Annotated in this window: 13 protein-coding genes; 12 read left to right on the forward strand and 1 reads right to left on the reverse strand. The window is 59.3% G+C overall.

Annotated elements, in window-relative coordinates; all coding sequences use genetic code 11:
- The first annotated feature begins 46 nt into the window (after positions 1-46).
- The 12 genes from EOW68_RS02640 to EOW68_RS02695 all read left to right on the forward strand — a co-directional run bounded on the left by EOW68_RS02640 (position 47) and on the right by EOW68_RS02695 (position 15,968).
- On the forward strand, positions 47-535 hold the full coding sequence (locus EOW68_RS02640; RefSeq protein ID WP_128223625.1) for an Lrp/AsnC family transcriptional regulator: 489 nt from the start codon (positions 47-49) through the stop codon (positions 533-535).
- Entirely contained in the window at positions 532-1,671 is a 1,140-nt protein-coding gene (locus EOW68_RS02645) for a pyridoxal phosphate-dependent aminotransferase (protein WP_128223626.1), read from the forward strand. Before EOW68_RS02640 ends, EOW68_RS02645 begins: the two co-directional genes overlap by 4 nt.
- Positions 1,672-1,853: 182 nt before the next feature.
- Complete coding sequence (locus EOW68_RS18385; protein WP_431358707.1) at positions 1,854-4,505, forward strand: type II/IV secretion system ATPase subunit; 2,652 nt, start codon at positions 1,854-1,856, stop codon at positions 4,503-4,505.
- Positions 4,502-6,652 (forward strand): type II secretion system F family protein, encoded by a 2,151-nt coding sequence (locus EOW68_RS02655; protein ID WP_128223627.1) that lies wholly within the window; start codon positions 4,502-4,504, stop codon positions 6,650-6,652. The genes EOW68_RS18385 and EOW68_RS02655 overlap by 4 nt, the downstream gene beginning before the upstream one ends.
- Positions 6,649-7,083 (forward strand): DUF7287 family protein, encoded by a 435-nt coding sequence (locus EOW68_RS02660; protein ID WP_128223628.1) that lies wholly within the window; start codon positions 6,649-6,651, stop codon positions 7,081-7,083. The genes EOW68_RS02655 and EOW68_RS02660 overlap by 4 nt, the downstream gene beginning before the upstream one ends.
- 1 nt (position 7,084) lies before the next feature.
- Positions 7,085-7,684: a DUF7288 family protein gene (locus EOW68_RS02665; RefSeq protein WP_128223629.1), complete on the forward strand. Its 600-nt coding sequence runs from the start codon at positions 7,085-7,087 to the stop codon at positions 7,682-7,684.
- The gene (locus EOW68_RS02670; RefSeq protein ID WP_128223630.1) at positions 7,678-8,577 is read left to right on the forward strand and encodes a DUF7261 family protein; all 900 of its coding nucleotides are present in this window, start codon (positions 7,678-7,680) and stop codon (positions 8,575-8,577) included. The genes EOW68_RS02665 and EOW68_RS02670 overlap by 7 nt, the downstream gene beginning before the upstream one ends.
- Positions 8,577-9,044: a DUF7266 family protein gene (locus EOW68_RS02675; RefSeq protein ID WP_128223631.1), complete on the forward strand. Its 468-nt coding sequence runs from the start codon at positions 8,577-8,579 to the stop codon at positions 9,042-9,044. Before EOW68_RS02670 ends, EOW68_RS02675 begins: the two co-directional genes overlap by 1 nt.
- Entirely contained in the window at positions 9,044-9,883 is an 840-nt protein-coding gene (locus tag EOW68_RS02680; RefSeq protein ID WP_128223632.1) for a DUF7289 family protein, read from the forward strand. Before EOW68_RS02675 ends, EOW68_RS02680 begins: the two co-directional genes overlap by 1 nt.
- A 174-nt stretch (positions 9,884-10,057) precedes the next feature.
- Positions 10,058-14,194 carry a DUF7289 family protein gene (locus EOW68_RS02685; protein WP_128223633.1) on the forward strand — a complete coding sequence of 1,379 codons (4,137 nt, stop codon included), beginning with the start codon at positions 10,058-10,060 and terminating at the stop codon, positions 14,192-14,194.
- 47 nt (positions 14,195-14,241) lie between these two features.
- Positions 14,242-15,285, forward strand: a complete 1,044-nt coding sequence (locus EOW68_RS02690; protein WP_128223634.1) for a tyrosine--tRNA ligase — start codon at positions 14,242-14,244, stop codon at positions 15,283-15,285.
- Positions 15,286-15,350: 65 nt separating this feature from the next.
- Positions 15,351-15,968 carry a class I SAM-dependent methyltransferase gene (locus EOW68_RS02695; protein ID WP_431358724.1) on the forward strand — a complete coding sequence of 206 codons (618 nt, stop codon included), beginning with the start codon at positions 15,351-15,353 and terminating at the stop codon, positions 15,966-15,968.
- A gap of 3 nt (positions 15,969-15,971) precedes the next feature.
- Here the strand turns inward: EOW68_RS02695 and EOW68_RS02700 are convergent, their stop codons facing one another.
- Positions 15,972-16,544 carry an archaellin/type IV pilin N-terminal domain-containing protein gene (locus tag EOW68_RS02700; protein WP_128223636.1) on the reverse strand — a complete coding sequence of 191 codons (573 nt, stop codon included), beginning with the start codon at positions 16,542-16,544 and terminating at the stop codon, positions 15,972-15,974.
- Positions 16,545-16,559: the final 15 nt, after the last annotated feature.

The following is a 16,559-nucleotide window of genomic DNA, read 5'->3' on the forward strand; positions in this document are numbered from 1 at the left end:
CGCATATCATAGCAACGTTTTTACTCGTCCTCAAACGCTTTCTGGTATGAGCAGTCACGACGAAATCGTCGAACTACTCCGTGAGAACGCCAGGTACAGCGTCGAGGATATCGCCCGACAGACTGGCAGTGATCGTGAGACTGTCGGAGCCGCCATCGACGAACTCGAAGCTGATGGCGTCATCAGGGGGTACAAAGCAGTCGTCGACCGCGAACAACTGGACGACGAGCGTGTCCGTGCAGTCGTGGAACTGAACATCACGCTCGACCGCGAGACGAGCTACGACGACGTCGCACGGCGCATCGCGAAGTTCCCGAAGGTCGACTCGCTGCATCTGGTCAGCGGCGATTTCGACTTCATGATGGAAGCCGAGGGCGATTCGATGCGCGAGCTGTCGAATTTCATCAGCAACAAGGTCGCACCTGTCCCGGAGATCACCCAGACTGTGACTCACTACGTCATGACGACCTACAAAGAGCAGGGCATCGAGTTCGGTGACGGCGACGACGACGACCGGCTCTCCGTCTCACCATGAAACCCGCAGAGAGAGTCGAGCGGGTCGGCCCCTCCGGAATCCGGAAGTTCTTCGAACTCGCCGAGGAGATGGACGATATCATCTCGCTGGGGGTCGGGGAGCCGGATTTCTCCGCACCGTGGGCTGCACGGGAGGCCGCCATCGCCTCGCTCGAACAGGGAAAGACCTCCTACACTGCCAACCGCGGCCGGCGGGAACTCCGTGAGGAGATCGCGACCGCCATGCGGAGCCGGTACGACCTCGACTACGACGTCGACGAGGAGATCCTGGTCACGACGGGCGCGAGCGAGGGACTCGATCTGGCCTTCCGGGCGCTGGTCGATCCCGGCGACACCGTCGCGGTCGCTCAGCCGTGTTACATCTCCTACGAGCCGGGCGTCATCTTCGCGGACGGTGAGGTCTGCTCCGTCTCGACGCGCCGTGAAGACGAGTTCAAACTCACCTACGATCTCCTCCGGGAGGAGGGTGCGGCCGACGCGGAGATGCTGGTCTACTGTTACCCGAACAACCCGACCGGTGCGACGATGACCGGCGAGGAACTCGAAGAGGTCGCAGAGTTCGCCCGCGAACACGATCTGACCGTCCTCTCCGACGAGATCTACGCGGGGTTGAGCTACGAGCACGACCACACCTCCATCGCGACACTGCCGGGCATGCGCGAGCGAACGATCGTATTCAACGGCTTCTCGAAGGAGTACGCGATGACGGGGCTCCGACTCGGCTACGCGCTCGGCCCGCCGGAAGCGATCACAGCGATGAACCGCATCCACCAGTACACGATGCTCTCTGCGCCGACGACAGCACAGTACGCGGCGATCGAGGCGCTGCGATCCTGTGACGACGCCGTCGAGGAGATGCACAAAAAGTACAACCGCCGCCGACAGCTCGTCCTCTCGCGGTTCGACGAGATGGGGATCGACTGTTTCCGTGCAAAAGGCGCATTCTACGCGTTCCCGGCCTGCCCGTGGGACGATGCTGACGAGTTCGCCGAAGCCCTGCTCGAAGAGACCGGCGTCGCCGTCGTTCCCGGGACTGCCTTTGGCGACGGCGGGTCCGACCACCTTCGTGTCTCGTATGCGACAGGTATCGCCGATCTGAAGGAGGCACTCGACCGGATCGAACGGTTTATTCAGTGATTACTGTGTGTATCGGGGATTGACGAGGCTACTCACGGCCACCTGTGCATTATTAGGAACGTTCTAACGCGAGAAAGTCGCTCCCGCTCCCACTCGAATATCTTTCCGTTAAGACACAATTACTCCGACAGTACCATTTTCCCCGCAAAGTTTTTCTGTTCGTTGACGGTAAGGAGTCTGTAATGGCAATTGAAAACACAGGGGACTCCGATACGGATTCTGGTTCGGGGGCCATCCGCTTTGACGAAAGCGTCACAGTCGGGGAGTACTCCTGGAGTGATTTTCGCCGGGACGAACACGACGGTGGGCGGTTCGATCGAAGTCAGTATCTCGGGTTCAACCCCAGAGATACGGAACGGTATCTGCAGGCGGGTGCAAGTGCCGCGAAAACGCTCGACGAGATCGTCGAGGAGTACCGCGACCCGGAGAGTCGGGGCGTCGTTCGGGGGGGGTACACCTGGGAACATTTCAAACAGGAGTACTACTACGACAGCAACGGTGAGCCACCGCGGAGCAACGGGGAACGGGTTCCGTTTCAGCCCGAGGAGTATCTGGGCTTCGACCCGGCCGAGACCGAAACGCGACTCAGCGAGGCCGGAACTGCCGCATCGACACTCTCGAACATCGTCGACGACAGAACGGTCACGGCCAGCGAGGACCTCGACGAGGACGAATTCTTTTCGAACCGCGACGGAACGACGACGGTCGCAAACCGGTACGATCTCGAAAAGGCCGTCCCCCTGGAGAAAAAGAGCCACTTCGTCGAACAGAACCGCTACTGGGTGAACAAACCGTACGCGTTCGTCATTATTTTCAAGTCACAGAAAGAAAACGAGATCAAGTACTACGTTATCGAACCCCATCTCAACGAGATCGAAGCCGAACTCCTCGATTTTCTCTCCCAGAAGCTCAAGACGGCGATCAAATACTCCGAGGACGAGGTCATCGCACAGGGCGACGAAGCGAACCGCGCGGGTGTGATCGAACGGGAAGCAGAACGACTGTTGCAGCGGTACGATCTCTACAAGGGCAAAACGCGAGCAGAACGCAGACCCGTCGCGGCACCCGAGGAGAACGGTGCGGACGAGCCAGAACCACTCGAGAGTGGCGAGCCTGTCGTCGACGCAGAGAGCACCGATCTGGCGACTGTCGACGAGACCGACGAGTCCAGCGGCGGATTTCTCGACTCCCTCAAGGGCGTGTTCAGCAACGGCGGCTCCGAACAGAGTGATGCGAGCGAGGTCGACTTCACGCCGACGGTCGGCGAACTCAACGGGATCAAGGTCCGTCCGGAGCCGATCCTCATCGCGGAGGACGCCGATACTCTAAACGAGTACCAGGTCGAGAAGATTCTCTATGTTCTGAAACGCGATTTCATCGGCTACGCCAACATCGACCCGATCAAACACGACATCAACGTCGAGGATATCTCCTGTGACGGCTACAACAGCCGTGTGTTCGCCTACCACACCGACTACGAGCAGATCATCACGAACATCGAACACGGGAAAGAGGAACTCGACGATTTCGTCGTCAAACTGGCCCAGCGATCCGGCAAGGGCATCTCGAAACGCCAGCCACAGGTCGACGCGACGCTGCCGGACGGTTCGCGTGCCCAGCTCACACTCGGTGCGGAGGTCTCCGATCACGGGACCAACTACACCATCCGTCAGTTCAAAGACGTCCCGTTCACGCCGGTGGACCTGATCAACTGGAACACGTTCAACCTCGACGAGATGGCTTTCCTGTGGCTCTGTATCGAAAATCACAAATCGTTGATCTTCGCCGGCGGTACTGCATCGGGGAAGACGACGAGCCTGAACGCAGTCTCGCTTTTTATCCCCTCCAGTGCGAAGATCGTCTCAATCGAGGACACCCGCGAGGTCGAACTCCCACAGCGTAACTGGGTCGCGAGCGTCACACGTCCCTCCTTCGGTGAGGACGACACCGGTGACGTCGATGAGTTCGACCTGCTCGAAGCCGCACTGCGGCAACGACCTGACTACATCGTGATGGGAGAGATCCGTGGTGAGGAAGGGCGGACAGCCTTCCAGGTCATGTCCACGGGGCACACCACCTACACCACGTTCCACGCCGACTCGGTCGGCGAGGTCATCAAGCGGTTCACGACCGATCCGATCAACGTCTCGAAGACGCTGTTTACCGCACTGGATCTCGTTTCGATCCAGACACAGACACGCGTCGACGGCCAGAAGGTCCGCCGAAACAAGGTGCTGACCGAGATCAACGAGTACTCGCCGGAGAACGACGAGATCAACGTCCGGGACGTCTACGAGTGGCGTGCCGAGACGGACAACTACATCCAGATGGGGTCGTCGAACACGCTCGAAGAGATCAAATTCGACCGTGGCTGGAGCGAGGACCGGCTCAACGAGGAGCTGTTCAAACGGAAGACCGTTCTGGCATACCTCATCCAGAACGGCCTCAACACGTACACCGAGGTCGCCGCGACCCTCCAGGCGTTTATCAACGATCCGGAGACGATTCTGGCGATCATCTCCCGGGACAAGCTCGCACGCTCGCTTGAGGATCTGCGTGAGATGGAGTCCGTCAAGATCGATGTCGATCCGGCCAAAGAGGAACTCGTTCCCCGTCCGGAGGCGACCGGGGAGATGCTGACCGAAACCAACGAGATACTCTCGAAAGCCGAACCGCTGCTCGAACGGTACCGGAACATGGAGACCGGTGATCTGATCGAGGCACTCGAAGGGCGAAACGACACGGACAGGGGCCAGTCGGAGATGTCCGACGACGACGAGATCGACTTCGGACAGTTCGTTCCGAAAGCAGGGTCGGAGGCTGAAGAAGAATGAGTCTCGACACCCAGAGCGACGAGGTGCCACATCAGGAGCGTGGCGAAGACTCGCTCGGCGGCCGATTTTACCCCCTCTACCGGCGACTGTTCAGTGACCACAGCGGCTTCGTCAAAAGCGTCGAGCGCAAACTCGCACAGGCCCGGATGTCCGACAACGTCGAGTTGTTCATCTCGCGGGCACTCGCAGTCGGGCTCATCGCGGGGCTGGGGCTCTGGGTGCTCGGTATGTTGGTCGGCTGGCTCTTTCTCCAGATCGTCGGCTGGGGTGGACTCGTCCCCGTTCCGGAGTACGTCTCCCAGATCCTCGATATCATCCGAGTCCCGGCAATTATCACCATCTCCGGTCTGTTATTCGGAACGATCGGATTTTTGATCGGCTTCGGCTCGTTGATCGCCGTCCCCTACTTCCGGTCCAGTGGCCGCGAACGGGAGATCAACACACTGCTCGCTGACTCGGTATCTTTTATGTACGCCCTGTCGGTGGGTGGGATGAACCAGCTGGAGATCCTGCGTGCGATGGCGAAAGCCGACGACACCTACGGTGAGGTCTCCAAGGAGTTCCAGTCGATCGTCCTGGAGACGGAGTATTTCGATACGGACTACCGAACTGCCGTCCAGAATCAGGCACTCGAAACCCCCAGTGACGAACTCGCACAGTTCCTGACGGATATGCTCTCGATCATCGACTCCGGGGGTGACATGACCAGCTTCCTGGAAGACCAGAAGGACAAACAGCTCCGGACGGCCCAGCAGGAACAACAGAAACAGCTCGATACCCTCGAACTGTTCGGCGAGATGTTCATGACGCTGTCGCTGTTCCCACTCTTACTGATCATTATTCTCGTCATCATGGGGTTGATGGGCGACGGACTCGACCGGTTCATGCTCAACGGGACGGTGTACGGGCTGATCCCGTTGATCGGGGCCGGCTTCCTCGTGCTCGTCTCGACTGTCACACAGGACGAGATCGGTGACGGCTATCTCCGCCCGGACGCCGGTGAGGATTTCACCGTCGAGGAGGGGATCGGCGTCTTCAACCCCGGACTCGTCGAGAAGTACACCGGCGACAAGCAGGTCTTCGACCAGATCAAGCGTCGCGAAGGGACCCACGAACTGATGAGTATCCTCCGTGCCCCCCACCGTTTCTTCCGGGACCATCCGAAACTGGTCTTGCTGGTCACGCTGCCGCTGACAGCACTCATTTACATCGGGCTGGTCGTCGCTGGCAACGTCCCGACGGACATCGAAGGCATCCAGGACCGACCGGTCTGGGGGACCTTCGTCTGGATGTACATCCCGATCTACGTGAACATGCTCCCGCTCGCTGTCTTCCACGAGTGGAACGTCCTCTCCCGGAAGGCAGTGGTCGGTGATCTCTCCGAGAATCTCCGAAAACTCGCGAGTGCGAACGATACGGGGCTGACGCTGCTGGAGTCGATCAAGAACGTCTCCGAAACCTCCTCGGGGAAACTGTCGACGGAGTTCGAGACGATGCACGCGAAAGTCAACTACGGGACCAGCCTGAAAGACGCGTTACGGGAGTTCAACAACAAGTACCATCTCCCACGCCTCTCGCGGACGATCAAACTGATCAGTGAGGCGCAGGAGGCGTCGAGTCAGATCCAGGACGTGCTCTCGACGGCCGCGGTCGCCTCCGAGAACCAGGACCAGATCGCCCGCGAGCGGAAGGCACGGACCCGGATGCAGATGGTGATTATCATCATGACCTTCCTGACGCTACTCGCTGTGATGGGGCTGCTGAAAGTGCAGTTCCTGGATACGATGGCCGCGCTCGGCAGCGCTGGCTCGGAAAGCGGCAGCGACGCCGCGTCCGGACAGTTCGGTGCCGATATCGATACTGGCTATCTCTCGATGGTCTTCTTCCACGCGGTGACTATTCAGGCGATCGTCTCCTCCTTTATCGCGGGCTACATCCGGAGTGTCGATCTGATGGCCGGTCTGAAATATGCCGTTGTGCTCGCTACGATCACGCTCATCGTCTGGACTGTCGTCGAGCAGATATCCAGCGCCGGCGAGGGCGAGGAAGCTGCTGCCCTCCTCTTTGCGATCGGGTCGACGGGGTGGTCGATCTGGGGTCCCTCCGTTCGGCGCGAAACTGAATCGTCTCCTCCTGACAAGCTATGAACACACGTGGCCAGACTGCCTACGATTATCTCCTCGGTGTTGTCCTGTTACTCGTGACAATTATCGCGGTCCTCGCGTTGTTCCCCCAGCTGTTCGGTCCGTTCGTCGATCCAGTGTCGACAGACCAGCAGAAGATGGCCGACAGCCTCTCCGCGGAACTGATCGAGACCAACAGTACGCTCGACAACGAGCGAACGCTCGATCTGAATACGCTCGACGACGCCTACGTCACCCAGCTCAAAAACCGGACTGGGGTCCCCGAGATACGGAACGTGAATATCACCGTCCAGGACGGGCCGGGTGACGTTATTGGACAGGGCGGCGACCGACGGTATGGGGTCGATCCCGCCGCGACGACCGTTCGACAGATACGGCTGGCCGAGGCCGGCGACTGCCGGGACGGCTGTCAACTCGTCGTGAGGGTGTGGTAAGATGCGCGAGATGCAACACAACCGAGGCCAGGCCTACGCACTCGAAGGGATCATCGGTGCGGTGATCGTCGTCTCGGCGCTCCTCCTCGGGCTCCAGGCTGTCGATATCGCTCCGTGGACGGCGGGCGACGAGCGCGCAACCGAGGATATTCGCACCCAGATGGGCGATACGCTCGACGGGGCCCAGGACAGCGATGCACTCCGGACTGTCGCCACCTGTCTGGCCTCGGACGACGAACCACATCCAAACGTCGCCGCGGCGGAGGGGGTCACCACGGAGTTCGGGGATATCCTGGCGAACACCACTGCGGAGAGTTTCAACTACCAGATCTATCTCGATTACAACACGAGCAGTGGGATCCAGACGGTCGGTATCGATACCGGCTCCCCGCTTCCGAACCAGCCGACAGCGACGGTCTCACGTGAGGTTGCGCTGTACGATTCCGACATCGTCCGTGAGAATCCGAGCTGCGTGCCACGGATCGGTGCTGACGGTGAGCCGCTCACCCTCGAAGACGAGTCGGGTGATATCTACCTCGAAGATCAGGATCCGGACAGTGAACTGTTTGCCGTCGTCAGAATCCGGGTGACTGCATGGTGACCGCGAGCCACGGCGACCGCGGGCAGTTGCTGCTCGTCGCTGCGATCGTCGTCGCGACGACCGTCCTCGGTGCGGTCGTCCTGCTGAACACCGTCCACTCCTCGCCGGATCTGAGCGCACAGACGGACGCACAGAGTGTTACCAATACAGAGCGGACGATCCCACAGATCGAGCACGACCTCCGTGGACTGTTCATGGCGAGTAGCCTGGAAAACGGCACACGGCTCCCGTACGTGGACCGATCCGGTTCGTTCGACGCTGCTGTCGATGCCTACAGCGGGGAGTACACACGACTCATCTCGACGGACCAATCCGCAGTCGTGGCAGTCGAGCACAACGCGTCCGAAAGCATCGACGGTGCTGTGGCGTACGCGAACCAGAGTTCGGCGGACTTCGTGGATAGCGGAAACGAGTTCGTGGTGACGGATGCCGAGGAACTGCCACGGCTCCGGATTCGTCTCGACGACGTGACCGACGATCTGCGAGTGCGAATCAATAGCTCAGATCCCCTGGGTACCACTGGCGACGATATCGAGTTCGAGGTCAGTGATAGCGGTGGTCTCACGGGCGATATCCAGTGTTCCGGTGCCGACGATGCGCCGGTCGAGATCGATCTCGTCCACGGTGCCGGCGAGGTGACCAGCGACGACGCCTACTGTACCGTCGCGGTCGACGAGAGCGACTGGAATCTCGACGAGTACAACGTCAAATTCGAATACGGGACAGACACGAACGGGACCTACGCGGTTTCAGGGGAAGAGGGTGGACCCGACCCGATCGACTGTGTCGACCCCTGTGAAACTGGCATCGTCAACCCGGTGTTCGATCTCACCTACCAGGATCCGAACGCAGCCTACAGTTCGACGTTTACACTCTACGCGAGGGATGTCTGATGAAACGGAACAGCCACAATCTCGACGACGATACCCGGGCAGTCTCGATTGCGATCACACACGCGCTGACGGTCGCGATTACGACGGTTCTCGTCTCCGGACTGTTGATCTCCTCGGGAACCCTACTGGAGTCCCAGGAAGAACGCGTCGGCGACGATCAACTCTCCGAGATCGGTAGTGACGTCGTCTCCTACATTAACGAGTTCGATCGCCTCAACGGGACCGGCACCGAGGTCACTGCGACAGTGACACCGAACTACCCGGATCGGATCGTCGGCACCTACGTGTACAATATCGAACTGTACGACGATGGGACCGTCGAGGTCCGATCGAACCGGCTCGGCCAGTCCGCGGCGTTCGAGATCGACACTGACACCAACATCGAGGGCGGCACCGTCGCCAGCGGCAATATCGAAATAAACCTGTGTAAGAATCCACAGCGGATCACACTCGGAGGCTGTAACTGATGAGTAGACACCGACACGGGTGTGGACGAGCCGTCTCAGATGTCGTCGGATTCGTACTGATCTTTTCGATCATCATCACGGGTGTCGGCGTCGTCTCCGTGACCGGATTCGATGCGCTGTCGGAGTTTACGAACGAACAGCAAGTCGAGAACAGCGAGCGGGGGATGGCGTCGGCCGCCGCGACGCTGGATAAACTCCACCGCAACGGCGACACCTATCGGCAGTTCGATCTCTCACTCGGCGCCGGGACCCTCTGGCTCAACGAGACCGAGATCGATCTCGGCGGCGATATCGATACCAGTACGTTACCCGACAACGGGAATCTCAAGGTCAACGCACTCGAACACCGGTTCGATCTCTCCTCGGGTGAGGTGACCATCGCCTACGAAGCTGGCGGGCTGTTCCGGACACAGAGTGCAACGCCGCGGTACGATCCGACGATCCAGTGTGCGGCCGGTCCCGACGGTGATACCACGATCGTCTCGCTGGTCAACCTGACTGCCTCGGACCGGATCGACCGGTCGGGATCGTACGACAGCGAGATCGCCATCAGTCCGACCTCGATTCCAAACGAGACACCGGTCGGTGCTGACAACCAGTTCGTTAGCTTCCGGGCAGCACTGATCGATCAGGATCGGATCGTCGACACCGATTTCGACGCCGGTGACGAGATCACGATCGACGTCTCCCAGTCTGCCTACCCCGGCCAGTGGGACCGCTACCTCGAAGCGAACGGCTGGACCGACAACGGTGGCGGCGAGTACGCCTGCGGTGGCGACTCTGTACTGGTTCGTGTCTCGACGATCCAGCTCTCACTGCTCGAACGGACGACCACCTGACACGCCGTTTTTTGGCCGTGTCCTGTTCGTTGGCAGTGAATACGAGGACTGGATTTCTAATCTCAGTAGTTGAAATAGATAAACGCAAGACGCAAGTATAAAATAAAAATATTACAAATAATAAGATACATCATACATTCTTATATATGTAGCTGACATTACTCCAGTACAATAATGCTGGGAAGGGGTCAAGGTGGTGATAGTCGCGGGATTTCAGAGATCCTGGGTACAGTGTTGGTTTTTTCGTTCGTCATTATCATTGCATTTTCACTGGTGATGGTCGGGTTCAACGTCTTCGACGATGCGACCGACGACACAGAAAAACGAGTGGGGCAGGACACTATTGTCGAGATCGGGGATCGACTCGGATCGGTCAGTAGCAGTACAGTCGAAAGCGCAACGACGCTGTCGGTGCCACGCGGTGTCGGCCAGGATCTTCGCGCGGATTCGGACAACGGACGGCTACTGGTCGAGGTCACCACGACAGATCCCAACCTTAGCGTGGACGATATCGCGGCTGATCAACTCACAAATACGACCGAGTTCGAACTCGGGACCGTGGCCCACCAGCAAGATGACGGACCGGAAACGGTGTACCAGGGTGGGATGGTGTTCGAACGTGAGGGCAGTACGGTCCGGATTCTGTCCGAGCCAAACTTCAACTACAACGGCGGCCGTCTCGACTTTTCGTTTACCGGACTTAGCGATCTCGACTCACTTTCCGAAGGTGACGAGCTGTATGCAGAACGTAATATCGACGCCTCGCAGGAACGCATCGACGAGATCAACCGGATAATTGCCGAACAGCGAACGATCGGCAACGATACCGACAATCCGATCGGGTACGCACCAGTCTCTGTCAATCTGACCATCCAGACGGCGTATCCGGAGGCGTGGGAGGCCTACGCTGACCGAAAAGATATGACGGAGAATAGCGTGAATGTTGTCCCACGGGACGACAGTATCACGTTCGGGTTCCCGTCGATCAGTGGCTCTAACACTACCGGTGCTAACTTCGCGTCGAACGTCATCTACACCGGCGACCACCAGGCTGCGCATCTGTACTACAACGATTCCCTGGGGACTGTCGGTAATCTGGGGCCCGGTGGATTCAACGTAACCGAGGTGGAGGGATGGACCGGCATTCCGCAGTTGCATCAAGATCAGTACGGGGTTGCTGTGGCTGATGACGACATGTGGAAGATCGCATACCTGGCGAATCAGGGGAGCAGTCTGGAGTGGTACAACGTCTCTACGGAGATCGGTCGGAATGGCAAGCCCCAGGGTCCCGAAGTAAGCGAACCGGACACACTGGCTGATGGGCCTGGAAATGGCGGCGGTGGCGCGAGCACTGACGAGTGGGAGTTCAGCGACGGTTCGATCGTCTGTACCGTCGTCAACAGGGGACAGAATCCGAGCGATACGACACTGGAAGATACGATCAACTCCGTCGCCGAAGGTGACTGCAACCAGGGTACTGTGACTGCGAACGAGGACCAAATTCCCGATCAGTCACCGAATTTCGAGATCAGCAATCTGGACACTGACCCCAGCTCTGGCGATTATGTGACGGGTGAACGGTTCGAAGTTGCGTTCGACGTCGAAAACACCGGCAACGCCTACGACGAGCAGTACATCTCTCTCGGTGCGGATCTGACGGGTAACGGGTCGTACGATCTCGCGGATTACACGCGTGTGACACTGTATCCGGGCGAGGACACGACTCTCGATCTGGCGTTCGAGGTTACCACGGGACTCAACGACGATCTGGACGCTCGGGTCGTCCCGCAGACCGGCAGTGGTGGCTCTGTTGGGTTCCAGTATACCGACCAGCCGGAGTTCGACATCACGGACCTCGACAGCGATGGTACCACCGCGCCCGGTGATCGCTACAACGTGACCGCGACCATCGAGAACGACGGCTCGGAGGAAGAACAGACGGTGACGCTCACGGATTCGAGCGGTACCGTCGTCGACACGGAGACTGTCAAACTCGGGAATCGGAACCCCAGTTCGGATACGACGGATGTAGAGCTCACGTGGGACGTGCCACTCGACGCTTCCTTCGGGTCCGGCAAGGATCTCACTGTCGAAACCCTGGACGACAGCGATACGATCACCGTCGAGCGTGAGCCTGCCGCGCTCGTCGAGGACGTCTCGACGTCGGTCGACAACAGTGCGGGTACCGTCACAGTCGAGGCGGAGATCCGAAATCCGAGCACCGCAGAACTGACCAACGCAAACGTCGCGGTCGAGCCGGGCGATCTGGCTCGCTCCGCTAGCCCGAGCGACGAGACCGTCACTGTCTCCGGGAAGAGTACGGAAACAGTCACGTTCGACTGGTCGCTGTCAGGGGACGACATCACTGACTGGACAACCGTCGAGACGGCGGACGATTCGGGCAAGGACGTGGGAGTCGTCGAACGGACTGGGAGTGTGCCCGACTGTAGTACGGTGAGCTTCGAGGGCGGAGACGGCAGTTCGGGCGATCCATACCAGATCAGTAACGTCGACCAGCTCCAGTGTATCGACGAGGATCTCGATGCCGACTACGAACTCGTCGACGATATCGCAGCACACGGAACAGAATACTGGAACGGTGGTGACGGCTTCGAACCGATCGGAGAACAGCCACGGAACAGCAATAGCGGGAACGCATTCGACGATGATTCCACGTTCGATGGTCAGGGGAACTCGATTGTAGGACTCACAATCGACCGCTACGACGAGCCATTCGTCGGCATGTTCTCGATCACAGAGACCTTCGAAACCAGCACCTCGGATGTCGAGGAAGGTGCGATGATCAGAGATGTCGTCCTCGAAGAGATCGACGTGCGGGGAATGACTGTCGTCGGCGGTCTCGTGGGCGGTGGTGGCGGACAGTTCAAGCGGATTTCTGTCGATGGACGCGTCGAGTCCCAGTACCAGCAGGTCGGCGGGATCGTCGGGCACGCACACGATGGCGATCTGACAAACGAGTTGGTCTCGACTGCGACCGTGATCGGCGATCATCCGATCGTCGTCAACGGCGACCCGAGCAAGAACCATCCGTGGCAGGATACGACAGGGAGTCCGAATCTCGGGATCGGTGGCATTCTCGGTGGGATGGGGTACGATACGGAGTTCGACACCGGGTACTCCCGCGCAACTGTCTCCGGTCCCTCTTCGGTGGGTGGGATCACTGGCTGGACATCTAACAACCCCAGTGATCTCAGTCAGATGTACTGGGCCGATGGAACGCTCGATCTAGACGGGGATGTTCGCGTGTTCGACGAGACGGACAGAAAACAGTTCACGTCCCCGCTCCGGGCTGGTGGGATCGCCGGACGGATCGGAGAGAATAACGATCCCGATACGATCTTCGACAGTGTCTACGCCGACGGTCCTACTGTCGGGGACGGTGAGGACAACGTCAACGACAACAGCATCTCTCTCGGTGCCTCGGAGATGACGGGACCGCAGGTACTACCGGAAGGCAAATCCGACTCCTTCTACGACCAGTTCCCCGGCGTCGAAGAGCAAGATGCCGAGGGAACGATGGCGAATCTCGACTGGGATATCTGGACACCAGTCTACGACGTCGACGAGGACGGGAACATCGTCAACGAGGGTTTGCCGAAGTTCCAGTGGCAGGTCGACGGCAAGTTCATCGTGACAATCACGGACGCCGACAACGTCCAGCCAGGCCAGAATAATACGGGCGTCGACGTCACGGTCGAGAATACGGCCAGTTACCGCCAGGAACAGCCAGTCACACTACAAAAACCCGACGGGACGGTCGTCGACAGCCAGCGTGTCGAACTCGATCCAGGTAAAGAGACGGATATTACGCTCACCTGGGAGACGACCTTCCGCGACGAACGTACCAGTACAGCCGTCGACGATCTCCTCGTGAGTAGCCAGGATACGCGCGACACTGAAGATATCAGGCTGGTGGCAACCAGTGGGAACATCATCACGATCGACGACGTCGACACCAACGAGACGGTGCGGGCCGGCGCCGGTGAACTCGAAGTCGACGTGGATGTCTCGTCGACCGATCCGGATGGGCTCGACGGCGAATCCCTTGTCTTGCGTGCCAACGGGAATCTGGTCGACATCGATGACAGCCCCCGTGGCGACTCTCACAGCACGACACTGACCTGGGAGCCACGGACATTCGAGGTCGGCTCCGCAGATGTCTCGGTTCAGATCCTCAACAGTGGTATCGGAGAGACAGCGGACGTCCAGGTGTTGCGCCCGCTCCGGTCGACCCTCGGCGACGACGATGTGCCGATCGACGTCGATTTCGACCTGATCTCGGTCGGCTAGCCGACCACAAACGCACGATTTATTCGAACGCGCGAGGATGCGGTTGTATGGAGACGGCTACACGCGTCGACCTCGTTACCCGCCATACACAGGAAGTCGTTACCGACGAAGAGCTTGCGTCACTGCTCGACACGGAGTCGCCCTCCGCGTATATCGGCTACGCCCCGACCGGCGAGATGCACATCGGTCACTTCACCACGATGCGCAAACTCGCAGACTTCCTGCAGGCTGACATCGAGGTCACGGTCCTCATCGCGGATCTACACGCCCACCTCGACGACGAAAAGAGTCCATTCGAGTTACTCGACGCGCGATCGGAGTACTACGAAGAGGCGATCGAGGGGATGATCGAGGCCGCCGGCGCCGATCCCGCCGACCTCGAATTCGTCCGCGGGACGGATTTCCAGCTCGACGAGGAGTACACCCTCGAACTGTACCGGATGGCCGCGACGACGACGCTCGCGCGCTCACAGCGGGCGGCAAGCGAGGTCGTCCGCGAGAGCGAGAGCCCGAACCTCGGCGGACTCATCTACCCGCTGATGCAGTCCCTCGACGTGAAGGCCCTGGATGCCGACATCGCATACGGCGGGATCGACCAGCGCGGGATCTACATGCTCTCCCGTGAGATTCTTCCCGACCACGGTGGCGAGCAGCCCGTCTGTCTGTTTGCGCCGCTGCTGTCCGGACTCTCGGGTGGCAAGATGAGCGCTTCGGATGCTGGCTCGAAGGTCAACCTCACCGACTCTCCCGACGCAGTCGAAGAGAAAATCAACGATGCCTACTGTCCGATGGGTGAAACCGAAGACAACGGCGTGCTCGAATACATCGAGTACCTCGTCTTCCCGATCCTCGACGAGCGCGGCGAGAACTTCGTCGTCGACCGGCCGGAGGAGTACGGCGGCGATCTCGTCTACGAGAGCTACGCGGAACTCGAAGCCGATTTCGTCTCCGAGGAGCTACATCCGGCAGACCTCAAGGGCGCTGTCGGGGGCTACATCTCGGACGTGATCGATCCGGTCCGTGAGCGACTGACCGCCCAGCCCGAGTTGCTCGAAGAAGCCTACCCGGAAACGTACGGTGAGGGTGAGTGACCGACGAGGAGTCCGACGAAAGCGACGACTCCGCTGCGCTTTCCGATAGTCGCGATCCGACCCGAGTGCGCGAGGTGTACGACGAAATCGCGACCCACTTCGCGAAGACCAGAGCCTACCCATGGCCAGAGGTCGAAGCGTTTCTGGCGGACCGCTCCGACGTAGCTGTCGGGCTCGATATCGGCTGTGGCAACGGTCGGCATTCGGCGCTGCTCGCCGAGATTGCAGACACTGTGCTTGCGCTCGACGTGAGTCGAGAACTGCTCTTGGAGGCCAGCCAGCGGATGGATCGGGACGGCTGGGATGCGGAACTTCTGTGTGGGGATGCAGCTACACTCCCGTTTCGGGAGAATACGGTCGATCTAGCCGTCTACGTCGCGACACTCCACCATCTGCCCGACCGCGAGCACCGCATCCGGAGCCTCTCGGAGATTGCGCGCGTGCTCACGGCAGATGGCTGTGCCCTGGTCAGCGCGTGGAGTACGGCACACGACCGCTTCGAGGATAGCGACGAGGGCTTCGACACGACAGTCGAGTGGACACTGCCCGGCGGCGAGACTGTCGACCGGTTCTATCACATCTATGCACCGTCGGAGTTCGAGGCTGATCTCGAAGCGAGCGATCTCTCCGTCGTCGAGACGTACGTTTCGAGTGGCAACTGCTATGCCGAGGTTCGTTCGTAAGTTTCAGTTAGCGGTCAGAACCTCTTCGATAACGACTGCGTTCGTCGGTGTGTGGACGATACTAACTGTTACCGTCTCTCCGTCGTCGAACCCGCTCCCGTTCCGACACTCCCCGGCATTTATCCTGAACTCGAAGTACGAACCAGCATCCAATGTGTTCTCGGTTTTCTGGTCAATTACCCCGAAGTCGGTCTCGTTCTGGAATCCTGACGGACTCGTATCGACGAGGTCCGAACCGTATTCGACGTGGTCGGTATATCCATTGTACAGTGTTTCCAGCGGTAGATCCACGATCCGTGCCGTGTCCGGTTCACACTGTGGTGCGTCGACGACGATTTCCATCTCCGAGACGGTAATTGATTCGCCTGCCAGGTGTGTAATTCGGACGATCTGATCGCCATTATCAGTCCCACCGACGAACTCGCCACTTGACTGACTGACGACTGGCGCTGGCTCTTCTATCTCTTCTGTAAAAAGCAGAGTAAACGTCGATATCGTTGCCGAGAGTATCACGACGACGGCGACGAGTAACACTGTCGAGATAACGGGAGATACAGCACGAGAACGTGCCTTCATGAGAAAAAATATTTG

This window comes from Halovenus amylolytica (assembly GCA_004015825.1).
Taxonomy (GTDB): Archaea; Halobacteriota; Halobacteria; order Halobacteriales; family Haloarculaceae; genus Halovenus; species Halovenus amylolytica.

Bases quoted from the DNA above. Each gene is read 5' to 3' on its own strand.
- EOW68_RS02640 (WP_128223625.1), top strand. From the start codon at position 47: ATGAGCAGTCACGACGAAATCGTCGAACTACTCCGTGAGAACGCCAGG.
- EOW68_RS02645 (WP_128223626.1), top strand. From the start codon at position 532: ATGAAACCCGCAGAGAGAGTCGAGCGGGTCGGCCCCTCCGGAATCCGG.
- EOW68_RS18385 (WP_431358707.1), top strand. From the start codon at position 1,854: ATGGCAATTGAAAACACAGGGGACTCCGATACGGATTCTGGTTCGGGG.
- EOW68_RS02655 (WP_128223627.1), top strand. From the start codon at position 4,502: ATGAGTCTCGACACCCAGAGCGACGAGGTGCCACATCAGGAGCGTGGC.
- EOW68_RS02660 (WP_128223628.1), top strand. From the start codon at position 6,649: ATGAACACACGTGGCCAGACTGCCTACGATTATCTCCTCGGTGTTGTC.
- EOW68_RS02665 (WP_128223629.1), top strand. From the start codon at position 7,085: ATGCGCGAGATGCAACACAACCGAGGCCAGGCCTACGCACTCGAAGGG.
- EOW68_RS02670 (WP_128223630.1), top strand. From the start codon at position 7,678: ATGGTGACCGCGAGCCACGGCGACCGCGGGCAGTTGCTGCTCGTCGCT.
- EOW68_RS02675 (WP_128223631.1), top strand. From the start codon at position 8,577: ATGAAACGGAACAGCCACAATCTCGACGACGATACCCGGGCAGTCTCG.
- EOW68_RS02680 (WP_128223632.1), top strand. From the start codon at position 9,044: ATGAGTAGACACCGACACGGGTGTGGACGAGCCGTCTCAGATGTCGTC.
- EOW68_RS02685 (WP_128223633.1), top strand. From the start codon at position 10,058: ATGCTGGGAAGGGGTCAAGGTGGTGATAGTCGCGGGATTTCAGAGATC.
- EOW68_RS02690 (WP_128223634.1), top strand. From the start codon at position 14,242: ATGGAGACGGCTACACGCGTCGACCTCGTTACCCGCCATACACAGGAA.
- EOW68_RS02700 (WP_128223636.1), bottom strand. From the start codon at position 16,544: ATGAAGGCACGTTCTCGTGCTGTATCTCCCGTTATCTCGACAGTGTTA.